This is a genomic window from Microbacterium galbinum (assembly GCF_023091225.1).
GTDB lineage: Bacteria > Actinomycetota > Actinomycetes > Actinomycetales > Microbacteriaceae > Microbacterium > Microbacterium galbinum.
In genome coordinates, this window is the sequence record NZ_JAHWXM010000001.1 from 47368 (window position 1) to 69302 (window position 21935).

Annotated in this window: 19 protein-coding genes; 15 read left to right on the forward strand and 4 right to left on the reverse strand. The window is 68.5% G+C overall.

Going from position 1 to position 21935, the window contains the following annotated elements; translation table 11 throughout:
* Positions 1-18: 18 nt before the first annotated feature.
* Both KZC52_RS00240 and def read left to right on the forward strand, forming a co-directional pair.
* The gene (locus tag KZC52_RS00240; RefSeq protein WP_247622069.1) at positions 19-1440 is read left to right on the forward strand and encodes a MinD/ParA family ATP-binding protein; all 1422 of its coding nucleotides are present in this window, start codon (positions 19-21) and stop codon (positions 1438-1440) included.
* On the forward strand, positions 1437-1928 hold the full coding sequence (def, locus tag KZC52_RS00245) for a peptide deformylase (protein WP_247622070.1): 492 nt from the start codon (positions 1437-1439) through the stop codon (positions 1926-1928). The genes KZC52_RS00240 and def overlap by 4 nt, the downstream gene beginning before the upstream one ends.
* 89 nt (positions 1929-2017) lie before the next feature.
* On the opposite strand, the gene KZC52_RS00250 is transcribed toward def, so the two are convergent.
* Positions 2018-3850: an AMP-dependent synthetase/ligase gene (locus KZC52_RS00250; RefSeq protein WP_247622071.1), complete on the reverse strand. Its 1833-nt coding sequence runs from the start codon at positions 3848-3850 to the stop codon at positions 2018-2020.
* A 150-nt stretch (positions 3851-4000) separates the two neighbouring features.
* Between KZC52_RS00250 and KZC52_RS00255 the strand changes: the two genes are divergently transcribed.
* Positions 4001-4699 carry a lysophospholipid acyltransferase family protein gene (locus KZC52_RS00255; protein ID WP_247622072.1) on the forward strand — a complete coding sequence of 233 codons (699 nt, stop codon included), beginning with the start codon at positions 4001-4003 and terminating at the stop codon, positions 4697-4699.
* Between the two features lie 37 nt (positions 4700-4736).
* Positions 4737-6077: a class II 3-deoxy-7-phosphoheptulonate synthase gene (locus KZC52_RS00260; protein WP_247622073.1), complete on the forward strand. Its 1341-nt coding sequence runs from the start codon at positions 4737-4739 to the stop codon at positions 6075-6077.
* Positions 6078-6181: 104 nt separating this feature from the next.
* On the opposite strand, the gene pknB is transcribed toward KZC52_RS00260, so the two are convergent.
* Positions 6182-8125, reverse strand: coding sequence for a Stk1 family PASTA domain-containing Ser/Thr kinase (pknB, locus tag KZC52_RS00265; RefSeq protein WP_247622074.1), 1944 nt, complete (start codon positions 8123-8125; stop codon positions 6182-6184).
* Positions 8126-8204: 79 nt separating this feature from the next.
* Positions 8205-9422 (reverse strand): LysM peptidoglycan-binding domain-containing protein, encoded by a 1218-nt coding sequence (locus KZC52_RS00270; RefSeq protein WP_247622075.1) that lies wholly within the window; start codon positions 9420-9422, stop codon positions 8205-8207.
* Between the two features lie 132 nt (positions 9423-9554).
* Here KZC52_RS00270 and KZC52_RS00275 point away from each other — a divergent pair, with 132 nt between their 5' ends.
* Complete coding sequence (locus KZC52_RS00275) at positions 9555-9905, forward strand: Rv2175c family DNA-binding protein (RefSeq protein WP_247622076.1); 351 nt, start codon at positions 9555-9557, stop codon at positions 9903-9905.
* Positions 9906-9922: 17 nt separating this feature from the next.
* On the opposite strand, the gene KZC52_RS00280 is transcribed toward KZC52_RS00275, so the two are convergent.
* Positions 9923-11023: a polyprenyl synthetase family protein gene (locus KZC52_RS00280; RefSeq protein WP_281731209.1), complete on the reverse strand. Its 1101-nt coding sequence runs from the start codon at positions 11021-11023 to the stop codon at positions 9923-9925.
* A gap of 85 nt (positions 11024-11108) precedes the next feature.
* Between KZC52_RS00280 and KZC52_RS00285 the strand changes: the two genes are divergently transcribed.
* From KZC52_RS00285 to KZC52_RS00330, 10 genes are all read left to right on the forward strand, one after another.
* Positions 11109-11486, forward strand: coding sequence for an SCO2097 family morphological protein (locus KZC52_RS00285; RefSeq protein WP_247622078.1), 378 nt, complete (start codon positions 11109-11111; stop codon positions 11484-11486).
* A 259-nt stretch (positions 11487-11745) separates the two neighbouring features.
* On the forward strand, positions 11746-12177 hold the full coding sequence (gene mraZ / locus KZC52_RS00290; protein ID WP_247622079.1) for a division/cell wall cluster transcriptional repressor MraZ: 432 nt from the start codon (positions 11746-11748) through the stop codon (positions 12175-12177).
* 101 nt (positions 12178-12278) lie between these two features.
* On the forward strand, positions 12279-13217 hold the full coding sequence (gene rsmH, locus KZC52_RS00295) for a 16S rRNA (cytosine(1402)-N(4))-methyltransferase RsmH (protein ID WP_247622080.1): 939 nt from the start codon (positions 12279-12281) through the stop codon (positions 13215-13217).
* Positions 13214-13780 (forward strand): cell division protein FtsL, encoded by a 567-nt coding sequence (gene ftsL / locus KZC52_RS00300; RefSeq protein WP_247622081.1) that lies wholly within the window; start codon positions 13214-13216, stop codon positions 13778-13780. The genes rsmH and ftsL overlap by 4 nt, the downstream gene beginning before the upstream one ends.
* Positions 13781-13803: 23 nt before the next feature.
* Positions 13804-15570 (forward strand): peptidoglycan D,D-transpeptidase FtsI family protein, encoded by a 1767-nt coding sequence (locus KZC52_RS00305; protein WP_247622082.1) that lies wholly within the window; start codon positions 13804-13806, stop codon positions 15568-15570.
* A gap of 27 nt (positions 15571-15597) precedes the next feature.
* Positions 15598-17010: a UDP-N-acetylmuramoyl-tripeptide--D-alanyl-D-alanine ligase gene (locus KZC52_RS00310; protein WP_247622083.1), complete on the forward strand. Its 1413-nt coding sequence runs from the start codon at positions 15598-15600 to the stop codon at positions 17008-17010.
* Positions 17007-18119: a phospho-N-acetylmuramoyl-pentapeptide-transferase gene (mraY, locus tag KZC52_RS00315; RefSeq protein ID WP_247622084.1), complete on the forward strand. Its 1113-nt coding sequence runs from the start codon at positions 17007-17009 to the stop codon at positions 18117-18119. Before KZC52_RS00310 ends, mraY begins: the two co-directional genes overlap by 4 nt.
* Positions 18109-19647 carry a UDP-N-acetylmuramoyl-L-alanine--D-glutamate ligase gene (gene murD / locus KZC52_RS00320; RefSeq protein ID WP_247622085.1) on the forward strand — a complete coding sequence of 513 codons (1539 nt, stop codon included), beginning with the start codon at positions 18109-18111 and terminating at the stop codon, positions 19645-19647. The genes mraY and murD overlap by 11 nt, the downstream gene beginning before the upstream one ends.
* Positions 19616-20857: a putative lipid II flippase FtsW gene (ftsW, locus tag KZC52_RS00325; RefSeq protein ID WP_247622086.1), complete on the forward strand. Its 1242-nt coding sequence runs from the start codon at positions 19616-19618 to the stop codon at positions 20855-20857. Before murD ends, ftsW begins: the two co-directional genes overlap by 32 nt.
* Positions 20854-21933: a UDP-N-acetylglucosamine--N-acetylmuramyl-(pentapeptide) pyrophosphoryl-undecaprenol N-acetylglucosamine transferase gene (locus KZC52_RS00330; RefSeq protein ID WP_247622087.1), complete on the forward strand. Its 1080-nt coding sequence runs from the start codon at positions 20854-20856 to the stop codon at positions 21931-21933. The genes ftsW and KZC52_RS00330 overlap by 4 nt, the downstream gene beginning before the upstream one ends.
* Positions 21934-21935: the final 2 nt, after the last annotated feature.

Below are 21935 nucleotides of genomic sequence, written 5' to 3' on the forward strand. Positions count from 1 at the left end.
CATGCTTGGAGCGAGACAGTGACCCCGAAGAACACCCCTGATCCCCGCGAGGACGACACGATGGGGGTGCTCGACGACGCCGCGTCCGTCGCGACGACCGGCATCGGCATCCTCGGCGGAACCGCCCAGGTGAGCGTCGTCATACCGCAGGAGCACGATGACGATCTCGCCGATGAAGAGATCATCGACGGCGAGGTCGACGAGGCCGTCATCGCCGACATCGTGCTGGAGGATGCCGTCATCGCGGTGTCCTCCGCACCGATCGCCGCCGCCGTCGAGGAGGTCGTCGCCGAGGCCGAGCCCGCCCGCGTTCCTGAGCCCGCCCGCGTTCCCGAGCCCGCTCCCGAGCCCGTGCCCGTTGTGGTGCCTGCTCCCACCTCCGTGAAGGAGACCGCTCCCGTGGAGAGCCCGAAGAAGTCCGTCGCACCACGCACCGCTCCGCCGGAGGTGACGCTGACGTCCAAGCGTCTCGGCGATCTGAGCGGCGCGAATCGCGAATCCGCCGATCTGCTCACGACCGACCGGTTGCTCGATCCGCATCGTGTGACGAAGCCCGAACCCGAGGGCGCCTGGAGCCACCTGCTGTACTCGATCTCCGGCCGACGGATCAACATCGGCGACGGGCGTCGCGCGCGCGAGCGCAAGGCGCTCTCCGCCCGGATCGCCGCTCCGCTGCCCGGCGGAGCCCGGTTCGTCCCGGTGCTCTCCCGCAAGGGCGGGGTGGGGAAGACCGCGATCACGGCTCTGCTGGGCATGGCGCTGGCGGATGCTCGTGACGACCGTGTCATCGCGATCGACGCGAATCCCGACCGGGGAACGCTCGCCGATCGGATCGTGCGTCCGCAGCACACGAAGTCGGTGCGCGATCTCGTGCGCAGCCACGATCAGGTGACGGGGTACCACGACATCTCGGCGGTCGTCGCGCGGGATGCGACGCGGCTCGACGTGCTCGCCTCGGACACCGATCCGCGCATCGCCGAAGCGTTCAGCGACACCGACTACCGCGACGTGGCGGATCTGGCCGCGCACTACTATTCGTTGGTTCTCACCGATACCGGTACGGGCATCGTGCACTCGGTGATGGCGGCCACGCTCGATCTCGCCGACCGCATCGTCATCGTCTCGGGTCTCAGCGTCGACGAGGCGCGTTTGGCGTCCGAGACCCTGACCTGGTTGGAGACGAACGGGTTCGAGGATCGCGCGCACGACGCAATCGTCGTGCTCAACCACTCCACGCCCGGCACACCGCTCGTGCGCGTGAACGAGCTGGAAGCGCACTTCGCCTCCCGCGTCCGCAGCGTGGTGCAGATGCCCTACGACGCGCAGCTCGCCGCCGGCGGTGCGATCGTGTTCGCGAACCTGCAGCCCGAGACGCGTCTCGCGGCGCGTCAGCTCGCCGCGCTGCTGGTAGAAGGACTGCGGACGGAGGCATCCGCATGACCGTCCGTGAGATCCGGATCTTCGGCGATCCCGTGCTGCGCACCGTGTGCGCACCGATCGACGAGATCGACGACGGCGTCCGTGCTCTCGTGACCGACCTCGTCGAGACCGTGGAGCTGCCCGGGCGCGCCGGCGTCGCGGCGCCGCAGATCGGTGTCGCGTTGCGGGCGTTCAGCTACAACATCGACGGCGACATCGGATACGTGATCAACCCCGTCCTCACCGAGGTGCGCGGGGAGCCCGTGCCCACGGGCGAGGGGTGCCTGTCGGTGCCCGGCCTCTGGCACGACGCGCTGCGGTACCCCTGGGCTCGCGTCGAGGGCATCGATCTCCACGGCGCGCCGGTCGTGCTCGAAGGAGAGGGGCTGCTCGCGCAGGCTCTGCAGCACGAGACCGACCACCTCGACGGCAAGCTCTACCTCTCGCGTCTCGATCCCGAGACGCGGCGCACGGCGATGCGCCAGGTGCGCGAGAGCGACTGGTTCTGACGCCGGTACCTCCTTCTCCGAACGAGAAAGCCCTCTGCGCGACGTGCGCAGAGGGCTCTCCTGTTCCGGAGGGGCGATCTCGGGAGAGCTCAGCCGCCGATCGCGACGTTCGTCGTCGACACCGGCTCGTCGTAGATCGCCGAGATCTCGTCCGCGAAGTCGTTCATGATCACGTTCCGCTTGATCGAGAGCTTCGGGGTGAGGTGGCCGGATGCCTCGGTCCACTCCGACTCCAGCACGGTGAACTTGCGGATCGACTCCGCGCGGGAGACGCGGGCGTTGGCGGCATCGACCGCTCGCTGGATCTCGGCACGCACGGCATCGTTCTTCGCGGCATCCGCGAGCGTCATGTCGGCGGCGAGGCCGTTGTTGGCGAGCCACGTCGGCAGCATCTCCGAGTCGAGCGTGACGAGCGCCGAGATGAACGGCTTCTGGTCGCCGACGACGACGACCTGACCGATGATCGGGTTCGCGCGGATCGGGTCCTCGAGGGCCGCCGGGGCGACGTTCTTGCCGCCGGCGGTGACGATGATCTCCTTCTTGCGACCCGTGATGGTGAGGAAGCCCTCGGAGTCGAAGCTGCCGATGTCGCCGGTACGGAACCAGCCGCCCTCGCTGAACGCCTCGGCTGTCGCCTCCGGGTTGTTCCAGTACTCCTTGAACACGTTGATCCCACGCACCTCGATCTCGCCGTCGTCGGCCAGGCGGACGCCCACCCCGGGGAGCGCCGGGCCGACCGTGCCGATCTTCGACTTGTCCGCGAGGTTCACGGTCGCGGGGGCGGTCGTCTCGGTGAGGCCGTAGCCCTCGAGGATGACGACGCCGAGGCTGTGGAAGAAGTGCCCGAGGCGCGGCCCGAGCGGGGCGGAGCCCGAGACGGCGTAGGCGACGTTGCCACCCATCGCCTCGCGCAGCTTGCTGTAGACGAGCTTGTTGAACAGGGCGAACTTGAGCTTCGTGCCGAAGGGGATCTTCTTGCCCTCTTCGACGAGCTTGGAGTGCTCGATCGCCACATCGGCGGCCGCGCGGAAGATCTTTCCCTTGCCACCGGCCTCGGCCTTCTGCTCGGCGGAGTTGTAGACCTTCTCGAACACGCGGGGGACCGCGAGCAGGAAGGTCGGCTTGAACGACCCGAGCGCCGGAAGGAGCTGGCGGGTGTCGGGCTGGTGACCCGTGCGGACGCCGGCGTGGATGTCGAGGATCGAGATGAATCGCGCGAACACGTGAGCGGTGGTGATGAAGAGGAGCGTCGAGGCGCCCGGCACCTGCACGACCTCGTCCAGCGCCTTGGCGGAGTTGCGTGAGAGCTCGACGAAGTTGGAGTGGGTGAGGACGCAACCCTTGGGGCGACCCGTCGAGCCCGAGGTGTAGATGAGGGTCGCGATGTCCGAACCCACGGCGAGCGATCGGCGACGTTCGATCTCGGCATCCTCGACCGACGCGCCCTGGGCGGTGAGGGTGTCGATGGCGCCGAGGTGCAGCTGCCAGACCTCGCGGATGAGCGGGAGGTCGCCGCGCACCTCGTCGACGCGGGCGAAGTGCTCGGGCGACTCGACGATCAGGGCGATCGCTCCGGAGTCCTCGAGGATCCACTGGATCTGCGACGGCGAGCTCGTCTCGTAGATCGGCACCATCACGGCGCCGGCGTAGAAGAGGGCGAAGTCGACGAGCGTCCACTCGTACGTGGTGCGGGCGAGGAAGCCGACCTTCTCGCCGGGCTGGATGCCGGCGGCGGCGAAGCCCTTCGCCAGCGCGATCACGGCGGTCTGGAAGTCGGCGGCCGAGATGTCACGCCATCCGTCCCGGTCGGGGACGGCGAACAGAGCGCGGTCGGGAGTGGCGCGGACGCGTTCGACCAGGAGGTCGGCGACGTTCGCGTCGGGGTCGGCGGGGACGACGGCGGGAACTTCAAACTGGACCACGGCAGCTCCTTCGGTACCGGTCGGGTACGGGTTCCTCCCGAGTCTAGGGCATGACACCGGGTCGCACACCTGGTGGAACTGGGTCGCTTCCCGAGGCTTGTTCCTGGGAAGTTTCCGGCGGAGAGCGATCACGGCGCTAGACTCACGACGGTGTTCTACTGGCTGATGAAGTACGTCGTGATCGGCCCCGTGGTCAAGGCGATCTTCCGTCCCTGGATCGTGGGCCGCAAGAACGTGCCCGCGAGCGGTGCGGCGATCCTCGCCAGCAACCACCTCTCCTTCGCCGACTCGATCTTCCTGCCCCTGGTCATCGACCGGAAGATGTCGTTCCTCGCGAAGAGCGACTACTTCACCGGGCGCGGTCTCAAGGGATGGGCGACCAAGTTCTTCATGAGCGCCACCGGACAGATCCCGATCGACCGGTCGGGTGGCAAGGCGTCCGAGGCGTCGCTGAACACGGGTCTCCAGGTGCTCGGCGGGGGAGACCTGCTCGGCATCTATCCCGAGGGCACGCGCAGCCCCGACGGAACGCTCTACCGCGGACGCACCGGCATCGCGCGGATGGCGCTGGAGGCGAAGGTTCCCGTCGTGCCCGTGATCATGGTCGACACCGATACGGCGATGCCGATCGGGCAGAGACTGCCACGGATCGTGCGCGTCGGAATCGTGATCGGCGAGCCGCTCGATTTCTCGCGCTACGCGGGTATGGAGAACGATCGGTACATCCTCCGTTCCGTCACCGACGAGATCATGGTCGCGCTGCAGCGGCTCGGGGAGCAGAAGTACGAGGACGTCTACGCATCGACCGTGAAGGACCGTCTTCCGGTCCGCGTCACACGACGTTCCTGACGCCGACGACGCGCCGCACGACCACTAGGCTGGGAGGATGCTCCCGCACGATATCGACGCCCTGGACGCGTGGCGCTCGCTCCCGATCAAGCAGCAGCCGCAGTGGCCCGACGCCGAGCGCGTCGCCGAGGTCTCTCGACAGATCGCGGCCCTGCCGCCGCTGGTTTTCGCCGGCGAGGTCGACAACCTCCGCGACCGTCTCGCCCGCGCGGCTTCCGGCCGCGCCTTCCTGCTCCAGGGCGGTGACTGCGCCGAGACGTTCGCCGGTGCGACCGCCGAGCAGATCCGCAACCGCATCAAGACGGTGCTGCAGATGGCCGTCGTGCTCACGTATGGCGCCTCGATGCCCATCGTCAAGATGGGCCGTATGGCCGGGCAGTTCGCCAAGCCCCGCTCGAGCGACTCCGAGACCCGGGGCGACGTCACGCTGCCGGCGTACCGGGGCGACATCGTCAACGGCTACGACTTCACCGAGGGCTCGCGCCAGGCCGACCCTGGACGCCTGTTGCAGGGGTACCACACGGCGGCATCGACGCTGAACCTCATCCGCGCGTTCACGCAGGGCGGGTTCGCCGACCTGCGTGAGGTGCACTCGTGGAACAAGGGCTTCGCGCAGAACCCGGCGAACCAGCGTTACGAGCGCATGGCGGCCGAGATCGATCGCGCGATCAAGTTCATGGAGGCGGCCGGCGCCGACTTCGACGAGCTCAAGCGCGTGGAGTTCTTCACGGGCCACGAGGGTCTGCTCATGGACTACGAGCGCCCGATGACGCGCATCGACTCGCGAACCGACACGCCGTACAACACGTCGGCGCACTTCCTCTGGATCGGGGAGCGCACGCGTGACCTCGACGGTGCGCACGTCGATTACTTCTCGAAGATCCGCAACCCCATCGGCGTGAAGCTGGGGCCGACGACGACGCCCGAGACGGCTCTCGAGCTCATCGACAAGCTCGACCCGAACCGTGAGCCGGGACGCCTCACCTTCATCACGCGCATGGGTGCCGGAAAGATCCGTGACGCGCTTCCGCCTCTCCTCGAGGCCGTGCGCGACTCGGGCGCGACCCCGCTGTGGGTCACGGACCCGATGCACGGAAACGGCATCACGACGCCGACCGGATACAAGACGCGTCGTTTCGACGACGTGGTCGACGAGGTGCGCGGGTTCTTCGAGGCGCACCGCGCCGTCGGCACGTTCCCGGGCGGCATCCACGTCGAGCTCACGGGCGACGACGTGACCGAGTGCCTCGGCGGATCCGAGCACATCGACGAGGCCGCACTGGCGACCCGGTACGAGAGCCTCTGCGACCCGCGCCTGAACCACATGCAGTCCCTCGAGCTGGCGTTCCTCGTCGCCGAGGAGCTCGAGAAGCGCTGACACCGCATCTTCGACCGACGAAGGCCGCACCCCGGATTCCGGTGGTGCGGCCTTCGTCGTCGTGTGCCTTCGTCCAGGGAACGGCGGATGCCGAGGCCGGGGATCTAGAAACCGCTGCTCTTGATCTGCAGAGTGACCTGAGCACCCTTCCGGCGTTCGGACTCGGGTGCGGGGTCCGTCCCCGACACCTCCGTGAAGTCATTCGGGAACGCATTCCAGATGACGTTCCATGTGGGTTCGAACCCAGCATTCCGAAGGGTCTGCGCGGCCTCATCGCGGGTCATCCCCGTCACATCGGGAACCGGGAACAGCTCCGGCCCCTTCGAGACGATCAGCTGGACGGTGTCGCCGGGGCGCCAGTTGCCCTCTTCGGCGCGGTCCGAGACGCCGATCACGATGTCCTTGTCGACGTCCGAGCTGAAGACGTACGACGACTCGCCCACGATCAGGCCACGCTCGGTCAGGGTCGAACTCGCTTCGCTGACGGACATCCCCGAGACATCGGGGAAGGCGCCCGCCGAGATGTAGAGCTCGATCGTGTCGGCCTCGAAGAGGTCGCAGCCCTCGGCGCAGGCGTAGGCCTCGCCGCCGGCACGCGGGGTGGCGAAAGCGTTGATGACGATGCCCTCGGCGGCGTCGGAGAAGAGCACGACGGTCGTCTCCGCGACGTTCACGTTGATGCTCGCGAGATAATCGCGCGCATCCTCCTCCGCCCGCCCGTTGAGAGTCTCGACCGTGTGCGGAGTCGGTCCGGCGGACACGATCACCGACACGACCGCTCCCTTGTCGAGGCGCTTGCCCTCACCGGGATCTGTCTCGATCACCGTGCCCGGCTCGACGTCGAGCGAGAAGCGGTCCTCCTGTCGAGGGGAGAAGCCGTCGGCGGTGAGTGCGTCCGCCGCCTCGTCGTAGGTCATTCCCGCGACGCCGGGAACAGCCACGAGCGAGCCGGGCCCGGAGCCGAACCACCAGCCGACGCCGCCGGCGAGTACTGCGAGCAGCAGGACGAGAGTGAGGAGGAACGCGCCGCGTGCGCGCCGTCGCGACGCGCGCCGCCGCAGGAGCGTGGCGTTGTCGACGGTCTGCGGCACGGGGGCGACGGGATCGGTGACGGCCACCGTCGCGGGCATGACCTTGGTGAGATCCCCGGAGTCGCTCGCGGATCGCACCGGTGGCGAGGTGGTCGCCGCGGCGGGGGAGACGCCGAGCTCGCGCTCGATCTCGCGCAGGCGGTCGAGCATCTGCTTCGCGTCGTCGGGGCGTTCGTCGGGGGACTTCTCGGTCGCCCACAGCACCAGTTCGTCGAGTTGCTCGGGCACGCCGGGGTTGCGAGCGCTGGGGCGCGGAACCGACTCGGTCGCATGCTGGAAGGCGATCTGCATCGGCTGCTCGCCCTTGTATGGCTGCTCGCCGACCAGCATCTCGTACAGCATGATGCCGAGGGCGTAGATGTCGCTTCGCGCGTCGGCGGTGCCCCGGGTGACGAGTTCGGGAGCGAGATACGCGATCGTGCCCAGCAGTTGCTGACCCGTCGCCGTGTTGGCGGTGGTCGCACGGGCGAGACCGAAGTCGCCGATCTTGATACGACCGTCCTCGGCGAGGAGCACGTTCTCGGGCTTCACGTCGCGGTGGACGATGTTCGCCCGGTGCGCGGCGGACAGCCCGGACAGCACGGCATCCATGATCGTGATCGTCTGCGTGATCGTCAGACGCTTCTGCTCGCGGAGGAGTTCGCGCAGCGTGATGCCCGGAAGGTACTCCATCACGAGGTAGGCGAGCTCGCCGTCCTGCCCCTGATCGAACACGTTCACGACGTGCGGATCGGCCAACCGAGCGGCGGACCGGGCTTCCTGGATGAACCGGCTCTGGAACGCCGAATCGTCGCTGAGGTGCGCGTGCATCACCTTGAGAGCGATGCGGCGCTCGAGGCGCAGATCGGTCGCGACGTAGACGGTGGCCATGCCGCCGCGGGCGATGCGCGCACGCACGCGGTATCGGCCGTCGACAAGCCGCCCGATGAGGGGGTCGGCTTGCTGGTTGGACGTCACGTCAGAATTCTATGGAGAACTGCCTGAAAGGCCGGGGAGCGCCTCACCCCTGACGGCAACCCGATTTCAGAACGCGCGGTCACTGATACAGGGCGAGCCAACGGTGGGCCGCTGTCTCCCACTGTCCGTAGCGGAGCGGGAAGGCCGAGATCTGCACGGCCTGGGCGGCGTCCGTGAACGCCATCGACTCCCAGCCGGGAACGTCGAGAAGCCCTCGGGTCGTCCGACCGTTCGGATCGCTCGGACCGCCGTAGAAGACGCGCGTGCTGCGCTCCGCATCCCGGATCTGCTCGGGCGTGCCCCAGCCGGTGCTCGGTCGCTGCTGGAAGATCCCGAGCGAATCGCGGTCTCCCCAGTCGAGGTTGCGCAGGTCGGACTCGACCATCCCCGTCGCCAGTGCGATCGCGATGCCGTGATCGGACACGCCGAGTTCGCGCCCGATGCGGATGATCAGTGCGGCGTTCGCCGCCTGCTCGGGGGAGAGGTCAGCGGACTTCTGCGCGGGTGCGGCGTCGACGGGCGCGGGGGCCCCAGCAGGTGCCGGAGCCGCAGCAGCTGCAGGGGCCGCTGCCGGGGCGGATGCGGAGACGGTGAGGCTCTGGCCGGGGTAAATGATCGAGGATCTGTCGAGCCCGTTCGCGGTGAGAAGAGCGTCGAGCGGGATGCCGTGGCGCTGGGCGATGGCGAAGAGGGTGTCTCCGGCGGCGACCGTGTAGGTGGCGGGCGCGGCGGCGGGAGCCGGTTCCGGCGCGGCAGCGGGTGCTGCCGGGGCGGATGCGGAGACGGTGAGGCTCTGGCCGGGGTAGATGATCGAGGATCTGTCGAGCCCGTTCGCGGTGAGAAGAGCGTCGAGCGGGACGCCGTGGCGCTGGGCGATGGCGAAGAGGGTGTCTCCGGCGGCGACCGTGTACGTCGCGGGAGCGGATGCGGGAGGAGCAGTGGGCGCGGGTGTGCTCGCAGCTGCCTGTGGGGCATCGAGCCGCAACTCCTGTCCGGCGAGGATCACGGAGCTCGCGTCGAGCCCGTTCCACGCGAGCACGTCCGCGGTGCGCAGGCCGAAGCGCTGAGCGATGGCGAAGATCGTATCGCCGGGGGCGACAACGTAATCGGTCGGCGGGGCTTCCGCCGGTGCGATGCGGTGCGGAACACCGTTGAGGCGAGCGGTGGACGAGGCGTCGGCGGCCACATCGGCTCCGGCGGGGGCGGCGACCAGCACGCCGGCGAGTGCACCCAGGACGGCGGCGGGTAGGCCGAGCGTCGCGTACCGCTGGCGACGGGAAGAGGTGTTCGGTGTCACGAGGGCCCCCTTTTCGAACCCTGCCACGCTGACACGGAAGTAAACGGAAGTCAACAGGAGTGAAAGAAGTGACGTCTGTGAAAGAAGGCATCTCGGAATGCACGTGCGGCTTCGAGATGAGATAGTTGCTGGGTGTCTGAGAACGTTGATGGAACCCCCGCCCTGGAGTGGCTGACGCTGCCCGATCTCGTCGAGGTGCTCGACGAGCCGCTCGGCAAGGTGCGTCGCCTCATCGACGAACACCACCTGGTCGGTTCGCGTCGCACGGGCGTGTTCGCCGTTCCGTCGCTCTTCATCGTCGACGGGCGTCCGCTCAGTTCACTGCGTGGAACGATCATCGTGCTGCAGGATGCCGGGTTCACCGATGACGAGCTGATCGACTGGCTCCTCGCCGAGGAGGAATCGATGGGGCGCTCGCCGATCGCGGCGCTGCTCGCCGGACACAAGAGCGAGGTCCGCCGAATCGCCCGCACCCTCGCCTGAGGGCTCTGCGCAACCGCTCAGGCGGTACGAACGGTGGCTGCCCGAGCGAGATCGCGGAGGCCGCTGACGGCGGCGTTGTCGAGGCGCGCCCCGACCAGAGCACGGTCGGCCTCGCGGGCGTAGTCCGCGATCATGGCTTCGACACGATCGAGCGCGCCGGTGTCTCGGATGGTCGCCTGGAGGTACTCGACCTGCCGAGGCTCGAGCTCCGGGTCGCCGAGCATCTCGTCGACGACCCCGCGGGCGGGGCGATCGAGGGCTTCGCGGGTGAGGGCGATCAGCACGGTGCGCTTGCCCTCGCGCAGATCGTCTCCCGCGGGCTTGCCGGTGACCGATTCGTCGCCGAAGACGCCGAGCACGTCGTCGCGCAACTGGAAGGCCATGCCGACGGGGTGGCCGAAGCTCCGCAGGGCCGTCAGCTGTGATGCATCCGCTCCGGCGAGCGATGCGCCGAGGACGAGCGGCTGCTCGATGCTGTACCTGGCCGATTTCAGCGAGGCCACGCGGAGTGCGCGGTGCGCGTGCTCCGCGTCGTCGTTCACCCTCCACGCGGATTCCTCGGCGATGTCGAGATACTGCCCGACCGTCACGTCCCTGCGCATGCGGGCGTACTCACGCCGCACGTCTGCGGCGTGAGCGTGATCGGTGATGGCGGACTCGACGAGGTCGTCGCTCCACGCCACGAGCAGATCGCCGAGCAGCACCGCGCTCGCGCGCCCGAACGCCTCGGCGTCTCCGCTCCACCCGGCCGAGCGATGCGCGCTCTCCAGGGCGCGATGCGCGGCCGGTCGGCCCCGACGCGTGTCGGAGTTGTCGATGATGTCGTCGTGCACGAGCGCTGCCGACTGGAAGATCTCGAGCGCCGCGCACGTGTTCCAGAGGGCTTCGCCTTCGGTCGCCTGACGATCGGCCGCACGCGCGACCGCCTGCCATCCCGCATGGCAGAACCGGGCGCGCAACCGCTTTCCGCCCACGAGCGTGTCGGCCGCAGCGTCGATGAGAGCGACGGCATCGGGGCCGTACTCGGTCGACTCAGTGCGCATCCTCTCGACGAACTGCTCCAGGCGGGAGGCGACGGCTTCGACGATCGGGGCGGGGGAGGACACGACTCCCAGCATACGTAAAGCAATGAGGGGGCGAACGGCTAGCCTCCGAGCGTCGGGCGCGCGTAGAATGGAACGCACGATACCCGAGGGGGACGAAATGCCACTCTCCGAACAGGAGCAGCGTCTGCTCGACGAGATGGAACGCCATCTCCTCCACAATGACGCCGACGTCGTGAGCGCGCCTTCGGGCGATCGCGCACTGAGCTATCGGAACCTCGTTTACGGGGCTCTCCTGGTACTCGCGGGCGTCGGCGGTCTGGTCGCCGGCGTGATCGTGGGCGACGTCTGGGGAATCGTCATCGGCGTCGTCGGATTCGCCGCCATGCTCGCCGGCGTCATGCTGGCCGTCACTCCTGTGCGCCGTTCCGCACCCGCCGCGAACCCCTCCGAGAAGCCGGCTGCCAAGCGGCAGGACTCCGCGTCCTTCATGGACCGCATGAACGATCGATGGGATCGCCGCCACGAGGGGAACTGACCCCACTCACTTCTGAAGGCCCGGATGCTCTGAGCATCCGGGCCTTTTTCGTGCTCTGCGCGTTTCTCGGCGTCCCCTCTTTCCTCCACTGGCCCTCCACTGGTCCTCCACCCTCCTCCACCGCGGAATCATGCGGAACTTCGGACCTCTGTGCCGATTTCGGTGGGACAATACTCGGAATAATCGTAGGAATGTGGAGGGAAGTGGAGTAAAGTGGGGCGCACCTCGAGTTGGCCGGACGGAGAGGGGGTGATGGCTGATGTTGTTGGGGACGCATTCTCCGAAGCTGGACGACAAGGGAAGGGTCATCCTTCCCGCGAAGTTCCGCGAAGATCTGGGTGGCGGCATCGTCGTCACCCGTGGTCAGGAGCGCTGCCTCTACGTCTTCAGCACGGCCGAGTTCGAGGCGATGCACGAGCGGATCCGCCAGGCGCCACTCGCGAACAAGCAGGCGCGTGACTTCATGCGCCTGTTCCTCTCCGGTGCCAGTGCGGAGATGCCCGACAGCCAGAACCGCATCACCATCCCGCCCCACCTGCGTCAGTACGCGGGCCTGCAGAAGGAGCTCATCGTCACCGGAGTCGGCGCACACGCCGAGATCTGGGATGCCGAGAGCTGGAACGCCTACCTCGCCGCAGGCGAGGAGACCTACGCCGATCTGGAGCAGGAGGTGATTCCGGGCCTGTTCTGACCACGGCTGTGATGCCCCGCCGCTCCCGCCCCGACACACTTCCCCGGTGCCGGGTCGCGAAGCGGAGGGGGATCAGAGCCGAAGGTCACCCGAGAGAGATCATGAACCTCCGAGACATCCACACCCCTGTCCTGCTCGAGCGCTGCGTCGAGCTGCTGGCTCCCGCCCTCCAGGCCGACGGAGCCGTGCTCGTCGACGCCACGCTGGGAATGGGAGGGCACGCCGAGGCATTCCTCGAGCGCTTCGACAACATCCGTCTCATCGGTCTGGACCGCGACACCGATGCGCTCCGGATCGCCGGCCAGCGGCTCGAGCGCTTCGCCGACCGCATCTCCCTCGTCCACACCGTCTACGACGAGATCGGTCTGCACGCGCAGGGCGCCTCGGGCATCCTGTTCGATCTGGGGGTGTCGTCGTTGCAGCTCGACGAGGCGGACCGCGGCTTCGCGTACTCCAAGGACGCGCCGCTCGACATGCGGATGGACCAGACCAAGGGCGTCACGGCCGCCGACGTCATCGCGACCTACAGCGAGGGCAACCTCCGCCGCATCTTCGAGCGCTACGGCGAGGAGAAGCTCGCCGGCCGCTACGCCCGGTTCATCATCGACGCGCGGCAGAAGAAGCCGATCACGCGTTCGGCCGAACTCGTCGACATCCTGCAGGCGGCGACGCCGGCGGCCGCCCAGCGAGCCGGTCACCCCGCCAAGCGGGTCTTCCAGGCGCTGCGCATCGAGGTCAACGCCGAGCTGACGGTGCTCGCGGACGCCATCCCGCCGGCCATGGACGCACTCGGCGTCGGTGGGCGCATCGTCGTCATGTCGTACCAGTCGCTCGAGGATCGTCTGGTCAAGCAGGCGTTCGCCGCGGCATCCGCATCGACGGCTCCGCAGGGGCTTCCCGTGGAACTGCCCGAGCACGCCCCGCGATTCCGCGTGCTCACCAAGGGCGCTGAACTCGCCGACGAGGCGGAACGCGCCCGCAATCCGCGAGCCATCCCGGTGCGTCTGCGGGCCGCCGAGAAACTTCGGGAGACCGCATGAGCGCGCCCGCCGTCGTCCGTCGTCCGGCGCAGCCGGTCGCTCCCAAGACCGCGTCCCCGCGCCGGCTCCAGCCCGTCACCGCTCCCGCGACCCGCCGCAAGCCGAAACTCGCCTACGCCCTCGTCGCGTTCGCCGGTGCACTGCTCATCGGCGGTGTGCAGATCGCGCTCTCCCTGGCGATCACGCAGGACTCCTTCACGCTCGCCGGGCTCAGCTCGCAGCAGCGGGAACTCGACCTCCAGGCGAGCGCCCTCCAGGAGGAGCTCCTCGGTCTCAGCTCTCCGCAAGAACTGGCGACTGACGCCGCGGCGCTCGGGATGGTCGTCGCGGGCTCCCCGTCGTACCTCCGTCTGAGCGACGGCGCGGTGTTCGGCACCGGAGCCGGAGCCGACTGGACCTCGACCGTCGATCCGAACGGGGCAGGTGCCGTGAGCAACGCACTGATCACACCGCCGCCCGCCGCGGAGGAGGCGGCTGCGGACGGAGATGCGGACGCCCCCACCTCGGGCCAGGATCTCCCGCCCGCCATCACCGACGGCCTCCCCAGCCCCACAACGCACTGACCACGAACTGACGGAGAGATCCCATGACGACACGCGCCACACGCGGACCGCGGCGACGCACTGTCGTCGCCCTTGCGGTGATCCTCTCGGTGCTGGCGGCGTTCGTCGTGCGGCTCGTCGACATCCAGGTGGTCAGCGCCGACGCGCACGTCGCCGACTCGCAGAGCTACATCGGCGGCAGCAACACGATCGCCGGCCAGCGCGGCACGATCGTCGACTCCGCGGGCATCCCGCTCGCCGAGAGCGTGCTGGTCTACGACGCGGAGCTCAGCCCGTTCGTGATCACCGAGCTCGAGGAGAAGGATCCCGAGCTGCCGTGGGCCGAGGCATCCGAGAAGATCGCCGCGATCACCGGCCAGACCGGCGATGAGGTGCGAAAGCTCGTCGCCGACGCACTGGCTGTGAATCCGAAGAGCCAGTACGTCGAGCTCAAGAAGTCCCTCACCACCGAGCAGCACATCGAGCTGCGCGACCTCAAGCTCGCGTACCTCCACCAGACCGCGCGCGAGACGCGCGTGTATCCGAACGGCGCGGTGGCGGGAAACATCGTCGGCTTCCTCAACGGCAGCGGCGAGGCGCAGGCGGGCATCGAGAAGATGGACCAGTCGTGCCTCGCGCCGACCGACGGTGCGAAGACCTACCGCCAGGGCAAGGACGGCGTCGTCATCCCCGGCAGCGAGAAGATCACGGATGCCGTCGACGGCGGCACCGTGCAGCTCACGATCAACAGCGACCTCAACTGGTACCTGCAGCAGATGATCGCCGAGGAGGCGCAGGCGCAGGGCGCGAAGGGCGGCACCGTCACGGTCGTCGAGGTCAAGACGGGCAAGATCCGCGCCGCAGCGGAGTGGCCCTCGCTCGACCCCAACGACCTCGACGGCGCGAGCCCGTCGTCGTGGGGGAGCCAGATCTTCCACCGCGACTTCGAGCCCGGCTCGACGTTCAAGGCCATCACCGCCGCAGCCGTGATGGAGGGCGCGGGCGTCACGCCTCTGAGCACCGTCAGCGCCGCATCGAAGGAGACCTTCCCGAACGGCGCCGTGATCAACGACGCCTTCACCCACCCCGCGTACAACTACACGCTCGCCGGTGGCCTCATCGACTCCTCCAACGTCGCGCTGTCGAAGTTCGGAACCATGGTCAGCCCCGAGGTGCGCTACGACTACCTGCAGCGATTCGGCGTCGGGGAGGAGACCGTCGGATTCCCCACCGAGGTCTCCGGCATCCTGCATCCCGTCAGCGAGTGGGACAGTCAGTCGCTGTACACGACGACCTTCGGTCAGTACTTCACGGTCACGGCCGCGCAGGTGGCGGGCGCCTACCAGGCGATCGCGAACGGAGGCGAGAAGATCGACCTCTCGCTGGTGGAGTCGTGCACGCAGCCCGACGGCACGGTCGTCGCGGCCGACGAGCCGCAGCACGACCGGATCATCACCGAGCAGACCGCATCCGACCTCACCCGGATGCTCGAGAACGTGGCGGTGCAGGGCGGCAACGCCGATCGCATCCAGGTTCCGGGGTATCGCGTGACGAGCAAGACCGGTACCGCGCAGGTTCCCGACGGCAAGGGCGGCTACAAGGCCGGTGTCTACTTCACCAGCATGGTCGGGTTCGCCCCGGTCGACGACCCGCAGTACGTCGTCGTGGTCACCCTCGACGAGCCGACTAAGGTTGTATCGTCCGCGGCAACCGCATCCGCCTTCCAAAAGGCGATGACGCAGGTGATGAAGACCTATCGCGTGATGCCGTCCTCGACTCCCATGGACGAGTTGCTGCCCAAGTTCGAATAGCCGGCGAGAGCCGCGCCTGGAGATGTCATGATCGCCCTGTCGCTCGCTGAGATCGCCGAAGCCATCGGCGGTGAGCTGCGCCTTGCCGGAACCGATATGGCCGGCACCGTCGTCGACGGCACCGTCGACACCGATTCCCGCACCATGGGTCCGCGTTCGATCTTCGTCGCGAAGCCCGGTGCCGAGACGGACGGCCATCGCTTCGTCGGAGCCGCCGTCGATGCGGGGGCCGCGCTCGCGATCGTCGAGCACGCGGTCGACGTCGAGGTGAGCCAGATCGTGGTGGCGGATGCCGTCGTCGCGCTCGGCGCACTCGCACGGGAGGTCGTGCGCCGCGTGCGGGAGAATGGCGACCTCAAGATCGTCGGGATCACCGGCTCGAACGGCAAGACGACCACCAAGAACTTCCTCGCGCGCATCCTGTCAGACGAGGGCGAGACCGTCGCCCCCGTCAAATCGTTCAACAACGAGGTGGGTGCCCCCGTCACGATGCTGCGCGTGACCGAGACCACGCGTTTCCTCGTCAGCGAGTTCGGCGCGGCCGCGCCCGGCAGCATCGCGCATCTGGCAGGACTCGTCGAGCCGGACGTCGCGGTCGTGCTCATGGTCGGGATGGCGCATGCCGGCGGCTTCGGCGGCATCGAGGAGACGGCGAAGGCCAAGTCCGAGCTCGTCGCCGCCGCCAGGGCGACCGGCACCGCCGTTCTCAACGTCGACGACGCGCGCGTCGCGGCGATGCGTGACCTCGCCGAATCCCGCGGCATGCGCGTGGTCGGCTTCGGACAGAGCCCGGTGGCCGAGGTGCGTGCGCACGACATCGAGGTGTCCGCCTCGGGAACCCGGTGCGTCATCGAGACCGCGGGACGGAGCATCCCTCTCGATCTCCGGGTGCTCGGCGCGCACCACATCACCAACGCCCTCGCCGCGATCGCCGCCGCGGGAGTCCTCGGCGTGTCCGCGGAGGACGCCGTCGCTCGCCTCGCGACCGTCGAGATCGCGGAGCGCTGGCGCATGCAGCCCCTCGGCAACGAGCGCGTGCGCATCATCAACGACGCCTACAACGCGAGCCCCGACTCGATGGCGGCCGCCCTGCGCACCCTCGCGCAGATCACCGGTCCCGACGAGCGCACCGTCGCCGTCCTCGGAGCCATGAGCGAGCTCGGTGAGAGCGCGGGGGAGGAGCACGACCGTATCGGTCTGCTCGCCGTGCGCCTCAACATCCGCCGCATCGTGGTCGTCGGCCCCGAGGCCCGACGCCTCTACCTCTCCGCCGTGGGCGAGGGATCCTGGGACAGCGAAGCCGTGCACCTGCCCGATCAGGATGCCGCCTTCGAATACCTCCGTTCCGAGCTGCGCGACGGCGATCGCGTGCTCGTCAAGTCATCAAACTCCGTGGGCCTCCGGCATCTCGGCGATCGTCTGGGAGAATTGTTCTCGTGAGGTCACTCATCATGGCGGCGGCGATCTCGCTCGCCTTCACCCTTTTCCTGACTCCCGTCTTCCTGCGGCTCTTCCGCAAGTGGGGCTGGGGGCAGGTCATCCGCACCCCCGAAGCGCTCGAGAACCCGAGTCACGAGGCGAAACGCGGCACACCGACGATGGGCGGTGTGATCTTCATCATCGGCACCATCGTCGGATACTTCACCGGCGTGTACGTCGGCGGCGCGGTGCCCGCGCTCTCGGCCCTCCTCGTGATCTGGCTCATGATCGGCTTCGGTGCGGTCGGCTTCATCGACGACTACATGAAGGTGCGCAGTCAGCGCAGCCTGGGTCTCTCGGGCTGGCGGAAGGTGATCGGCCAGCTCCTCGTGATCGTCCCCTTCGGGATCGTGGCGCTGAACTTCCCCAACAAGTTCGGGCAGACGCCCGCGAGCGAGTCGATCTCGCTGTTCCGCGACATCACCTGGCTCAACCTCTTCGCCTTCGGCGTGATCATCGGCTGGGCCCTCTACCTCATCTGGATCGCCGTGATCGGGGTCGCGACCTCGAACAGCGTGAACCTCACGGACGGGCTCGACGGCCTCGCGGCAGGCGCCGGAGTCATCGTCGTCGGTGCGTACAGCCTCATGGCGTTCTGGCAGTACAAGCAGCCCTGCGTCGGTGAAGGCGTCGACATGGGGGCCCTCGCCGGCTGCTACGAGGTGCGCGACCCGTTCAATCTCGCCATCATCGCCGCATCCTTCGCCGGTGCCCTCATCGGGTTCCTCTGGTGGAACGCCCCCAAGGCCAAGGTGTTCATGGGCGATGTGGGTTCCATGGCTATCGGTGGTGTGATCACCGCCCTCGCGATCCTGACCCGCACCGAGCTGCTGCTCTTCGTGATCGCGGGTGTGTTCGTGCTCTCCTCCGGATCGGTGATCCTGCAGCGCGCGTACTTCAAGCTCACGCGCGGCAAGCGCCTGTTCCTCATGAGTCCCTTCCATCACCACCTCGAGATGCGCGGCTGGGCCGAGGTGACCATCGTCGTCCGACTGTGGATCATCGCGGGTCTCCTGGCGGTCTCGGCCGTGGGGCTCTTCTACGTCGAATGGCTCACCCGTGTCGGTTGACGAGCGCCTGCGCACCCTCACCAGTTGGAACGCCGACTGGAAGGGTCTGAGGGTCGCGGTCCTCGGACTCTCGATGACCGGGTTCTCGGTCGCCGACACCCTCACCGAGCTCGGTGCCGACGTCCTCGTGCTCAGCGAGTCCGCCGACGAGGAGTACGAGCGCCTGGTCCCCGTGATCGGCGCCCGTCTCGAGATCGGATCGCTCGCGACGGTGCCTGCGGCCCTCACCGACTTCGACCCCGAGGTGGTGATCGCGTCGCCCGGCTTCGCGCCTGCGCATCCGATCATCCGGTGGACGCAGGAAGCCGGAATCGCGCTGTGGGGCGACATCGAACTCGCCTGGCGAGTGCGCGACAAGGTCGTGCGCGACGACGGCACTCCGGCCGAGTGGGTGCTCATCACGGGGACCAACGGCAAGACGACCACGACCCAGCTCACCGCAGCACTGCTCGTCGAGGGCGGGCTGCGCGCCGCGCCCTGCGGCAACATCGGCGTGCCGGTGCTCGATGCGGTGCGCGACCCCGCCGGATTCGACGTCTTCGTGGTCGAGCTCTCCAGCCATCAGCTCTGGTACCTCGGGCTCTCGCAGCCGGAGGGGGAACTCTTCCCGCACGCCTCCGTCTGCCTCAACCTCGCCGACGACCACCTCGTGTGGCACGGCAGCGCCGAGGCGTACCGCGACGCGAAGGCCTTGGTCTACCGCAACACCCGCGTCGCGTGCGTCTACAACAAGGCCGATGAGGCCACCCGGCGCATGGTCGAGGAGGCAGAGGTCGTCGACGGGGCGCGCGCGATCGGGTTCGACCTGGGAACACCCGGACCCAGCGATCTGGGAGTCGTCGAGGGCCTGCTCGTCGACCGGGCCTTCCTCGACGACCGGGCCCGTAGCGCGCTCGAGATCACCACGGTCGCCGATCTGCAGCGGGTCGGCCTCGTGGCTCCGCACATCGTGCAGAACATCCTCGCCGCGAGCGCGCTCGCGCGCTCGCTCGGCGTCGAACCCGAGGCGATCCACTCGGCACTCGAATCGTTCCGGCTCGACGCCCACCGCATCCAGGTCATCGCCACGCACGCGGGCATCACCTGGATCGACGACTCGAAGGCGACGAACCCGCACGCCGCGGCATCCTCGCTGCGCGCGTACCCCGGTTCGGTGTGGGTCGTGGGGGGAGATCTGAAGGGCGTCGACATCGCCGATCTCGTCGCGAGCTCCGGCGGAACGGCACGCGCCGCGGTCGTGATCGGAGTCGAGCGAGCCTCCGTCGTCGCGGCATTCGAACGACACGCGCCGACGGTGCCGGTGTTCGAGGTGGATGCTGGCGACACTGGAGATGTCATGAATCGTGTCGTGGAGATCGCGGCGGGGATCGTCGACGACGAGGGCACGGTTCTGCTGGCCCCGGCGGCGGCATCCTTCGACCAGTTCACCAGTTACGCGGATCGTGGCCATCGCTTCGCCGAGGCGGTGCGCACGTGGATCGACCGGGGGAGTGCCGATGACGCAGGTGGCTCGCCCTCCGCGTTCTGAGTCCGGCGGTCTCGCCGCTCGGGTCTCGCTCGGGCGCCGGTTCACGCCGGTGTCGACCGAGTTCCTGTTGATCGCCTCGACCGCGCTGCTCCTCACCCTCTTCGGGCTCGTCATGGTGCTCTCGGCGACGAGCGCGACCGCCGTCGCGAACGGCTCCAACCCGATGAGCGGCGCACTGCGCCAGGGGATCTTCGCGATCCTCGGCATCCCGCTCATGTTCTTGATCAGCCGATTGCCGGTGCGCTTCCTCAAGAAGCTGGCCTGGCCGGCTCTGTTCGGAGCGGTCGCGCTCCAGCTCCTGGTCTTCACCCCGCTCGGTGTCGCCGACGGCGGAAACCGCAACTGGATACAGGTCGTCGGCTTCCAGATGCAGCCCTCCGAGTTCCTGAAGCTCGCGCTGTCGCTCTGGATCGCCTACGTGCTGCTGCGCAAGCACGCGATGCTCGGAACGTGGCATCACGTCTTCATCCCGGTGGTGCCGGTCGGCGCGCTCGCGATCGGCACGGTGCTCGCGGGTAAGGACCTCGGCACCGCGATGGTGCTGGTCCTCATCCTCCTGGGGTGCCTGTTCTTCTCCGGGGTCAAGCTGCGGCTGTTCATCATCCCGGTGATCATAGGCGTCGCCGCGGTGCTCGCGTACGCGCTCTCGAGCACCGACCGCATGCGGCGCATCACCGCCAACTGCGATGACATGGCCCTCTACAACACGGACTGCTATCAGTCGATCCACGGCATCTGGGGGATGGCCAACGGCGGCATCTTCGGCCTCGGGCTCGGCAACTCCCAGGAGAAGTACGGGTGGCTCCCCGCTCCCGGCAACGACTTCATCTTCGCGATCGTCGGGGAGGAGCTCGGCCTGATCGGATGCATCGTCGTGCTCGCCCTCTTCACGTTCTTCACCGTCGGCGCGTTCCACATCATCCGCAAGACCGACGATCCGTTCATCCGCGTCGCCGCGGGCGGGATCACGGTCTGGATCGCCGGACAGGCCGTCCTCAACGTCGGCGTCGTCGTCGGGCTGTTCCCCGTGATGGGCGTTCCGCTCCCGTTCATGTCGCAGGGTGGCACCGCTCTCCTCGCCGTGCTCCTGGCATGCGGGGTGCTCCTCGCCTTCGCCCGCACGCTCCCGAGCGGCGAGAAGCAGGAGACCGCGTCACGCACCCGAGCTCGCGGGGTGCGCGCAGCGCGGCGGGGTAGGGTCTCGGAGTGACCTCGTACCTTCTCGCCGGCGGTGGTACCGCCGGCCATGTGAACCCCCTGCTCGCCGTCGCCGATGGACTGGTCGCGCGTGACGCCGACGCCACCGTCCTCGTTCTCGGAACGGCCGAGGGGCTCGAGGCGCGTCTGGTTCCCGAACGCGGCTACGAGCTGCTCGTCGTCGACAAGGTGCCGTTCCCGCGCCGCCCGAACCGCCAGGCGCTGGGGTTCCCGCAGCGCTTCCGCCGCGCGATCGCGCAGGTGCGCCAGCACATCCGCACGCACGCCGTCGACGTGGTCGTCGGCTTCGGCGGGTACGCCTCGGCGCCGGCCTATGTGGCCGCGCGCCGCGAGGGCATCCCGTTCGTGGTTCACGAGGCGAACGCCAAGCCGGGACTCGCGAACGTGCTCGGAGCGCGCGGGGCGGCCGCGGTCGGCGTCGCTTTCGCGGGCACACCGCTGCGCGGCAGCGAGGTCGTCGGCATGCCGCTGCGTCGCGAGATCATCGAACTGGACCGTGCGGCGACCCGTGCCGAGGCGGCGCGGCACTTCGATCTCGATTCCGATGCGCCCGTGCTGCTCGTGTTCGGTGGCTCGCTCGGGGCCCAGCGTCTCAACGAGGCGTTCGCGGACTCGTGGGGTGACGTGCTCGCGGCCGGGTGGCAGCTGCTCCACGTCACGGGCGAGCGCAGCGACCTCGCCGATCCGGGGGTTCCCGGCTACGCGATGCGGCGCTATGTCGATCGCATGGACCTCGCCTTCGCCCTCGCCGATCTCATCGTCTCGCGCTCCGGAGCCGCGACGGTCAGCGAGATCAGTGCGCTCGGGATCCCGGCACTGTACGTCCCGTATTCCGTCGGCAACGGCGAGCAGCGGCTGAATGCGGCGTCCGCCGTCGCCGCGGGGGCCGCCCGGCTGCTCGATGACGGGACCTTCGACGGTGACGCCGTGCGCCGGGAGGTCGTGCCCCTGCTGGCGGATCGCGCGCGCCTGGCGCAGATGGCCGATGCCGCCGAGAAGGCGGGAACCCGCAGCGGCACCGAGAACGTCATCGCACTGGTCGATCGCTCGCTGAGCGCCCGGAAGTAGAC

What these genes read in the sequence shown, in the direction of transcription:
- rsmH (WP_247622080.1), top strand. Translation starts at nt 12,279, where the DNA reads ATGAACCTCCGAGACATCCACACCCCTGTCCTGCTCGAGCGCTGCGTC.
- KZC52_RS00305 (WP_247622082.1), top strand. Translation starts at nt 13,804, where the DNA reads ATGACGACACGCGCCACACGCGGACCGCGGCGACGCACTGTCGTCGCC.
- ftsW (WP_247622086.1), top strand. Translation starts at nt 19,616, where the DNA reads ATGACGCAGGTGGCTCGCCCTCCGCGTTCTGAGTCCGGCGGTCTCGCC.
- KZC52_RS00285 (WP_247622078.1), top strand. Translation starts at nt 11,109, where the DNA reads ATGCCACTCTCCGAACAGGAGCAGCGTCTGCTCGACGAGATGGAACGC.
- ftsL (WP_247622081.1), top strand. Translation starts at nt 13,214, where the DNA reads ATGAGCGCGCCCGCCGTCGTCCGTCGTCCGGCGCAGCCGGTCGCTCCC.
- def (WP_247622070.1), top strand. Translation starts at nt 1,437, where the DNA reads ATGACCGTCCGTGAGATCCGGATCTTCGGCGATCCCGTGCTGCGCACC.
- KZC52_RS00310 (WP_247622083.1), top strand. Translation starts at nt 15,598, where the DNA reads ATGATCGCCCTGTCGCTCGCTGAGATCGCCGAAGCCATCGGCGGTGAG.
- mraZ (WP_247622079.1), top strand. Translation starts at nt 11,746, where the DNA reads ATGTTGTTGGGGACGCATTCTCCGAAGCTGGACGACAAGGGAAGGGTC.
- KZC52_RS00260 (WP_247622073.1), top strand. Translation starts at nt 4,737, where the DNA reads ATGCTCCCGCACGATATCGACGCCCTGGACGCGTGGCGCTCGCTCCCG.
- KZC52_RS00280 (WP_281731209.1), bottom strand. Translation starts at nt 11,023, where the DNA reads ATGCTGGGAGTCGTGTCCTCCCCCGCCCCGATCGTCGAAGCCGTCGCC.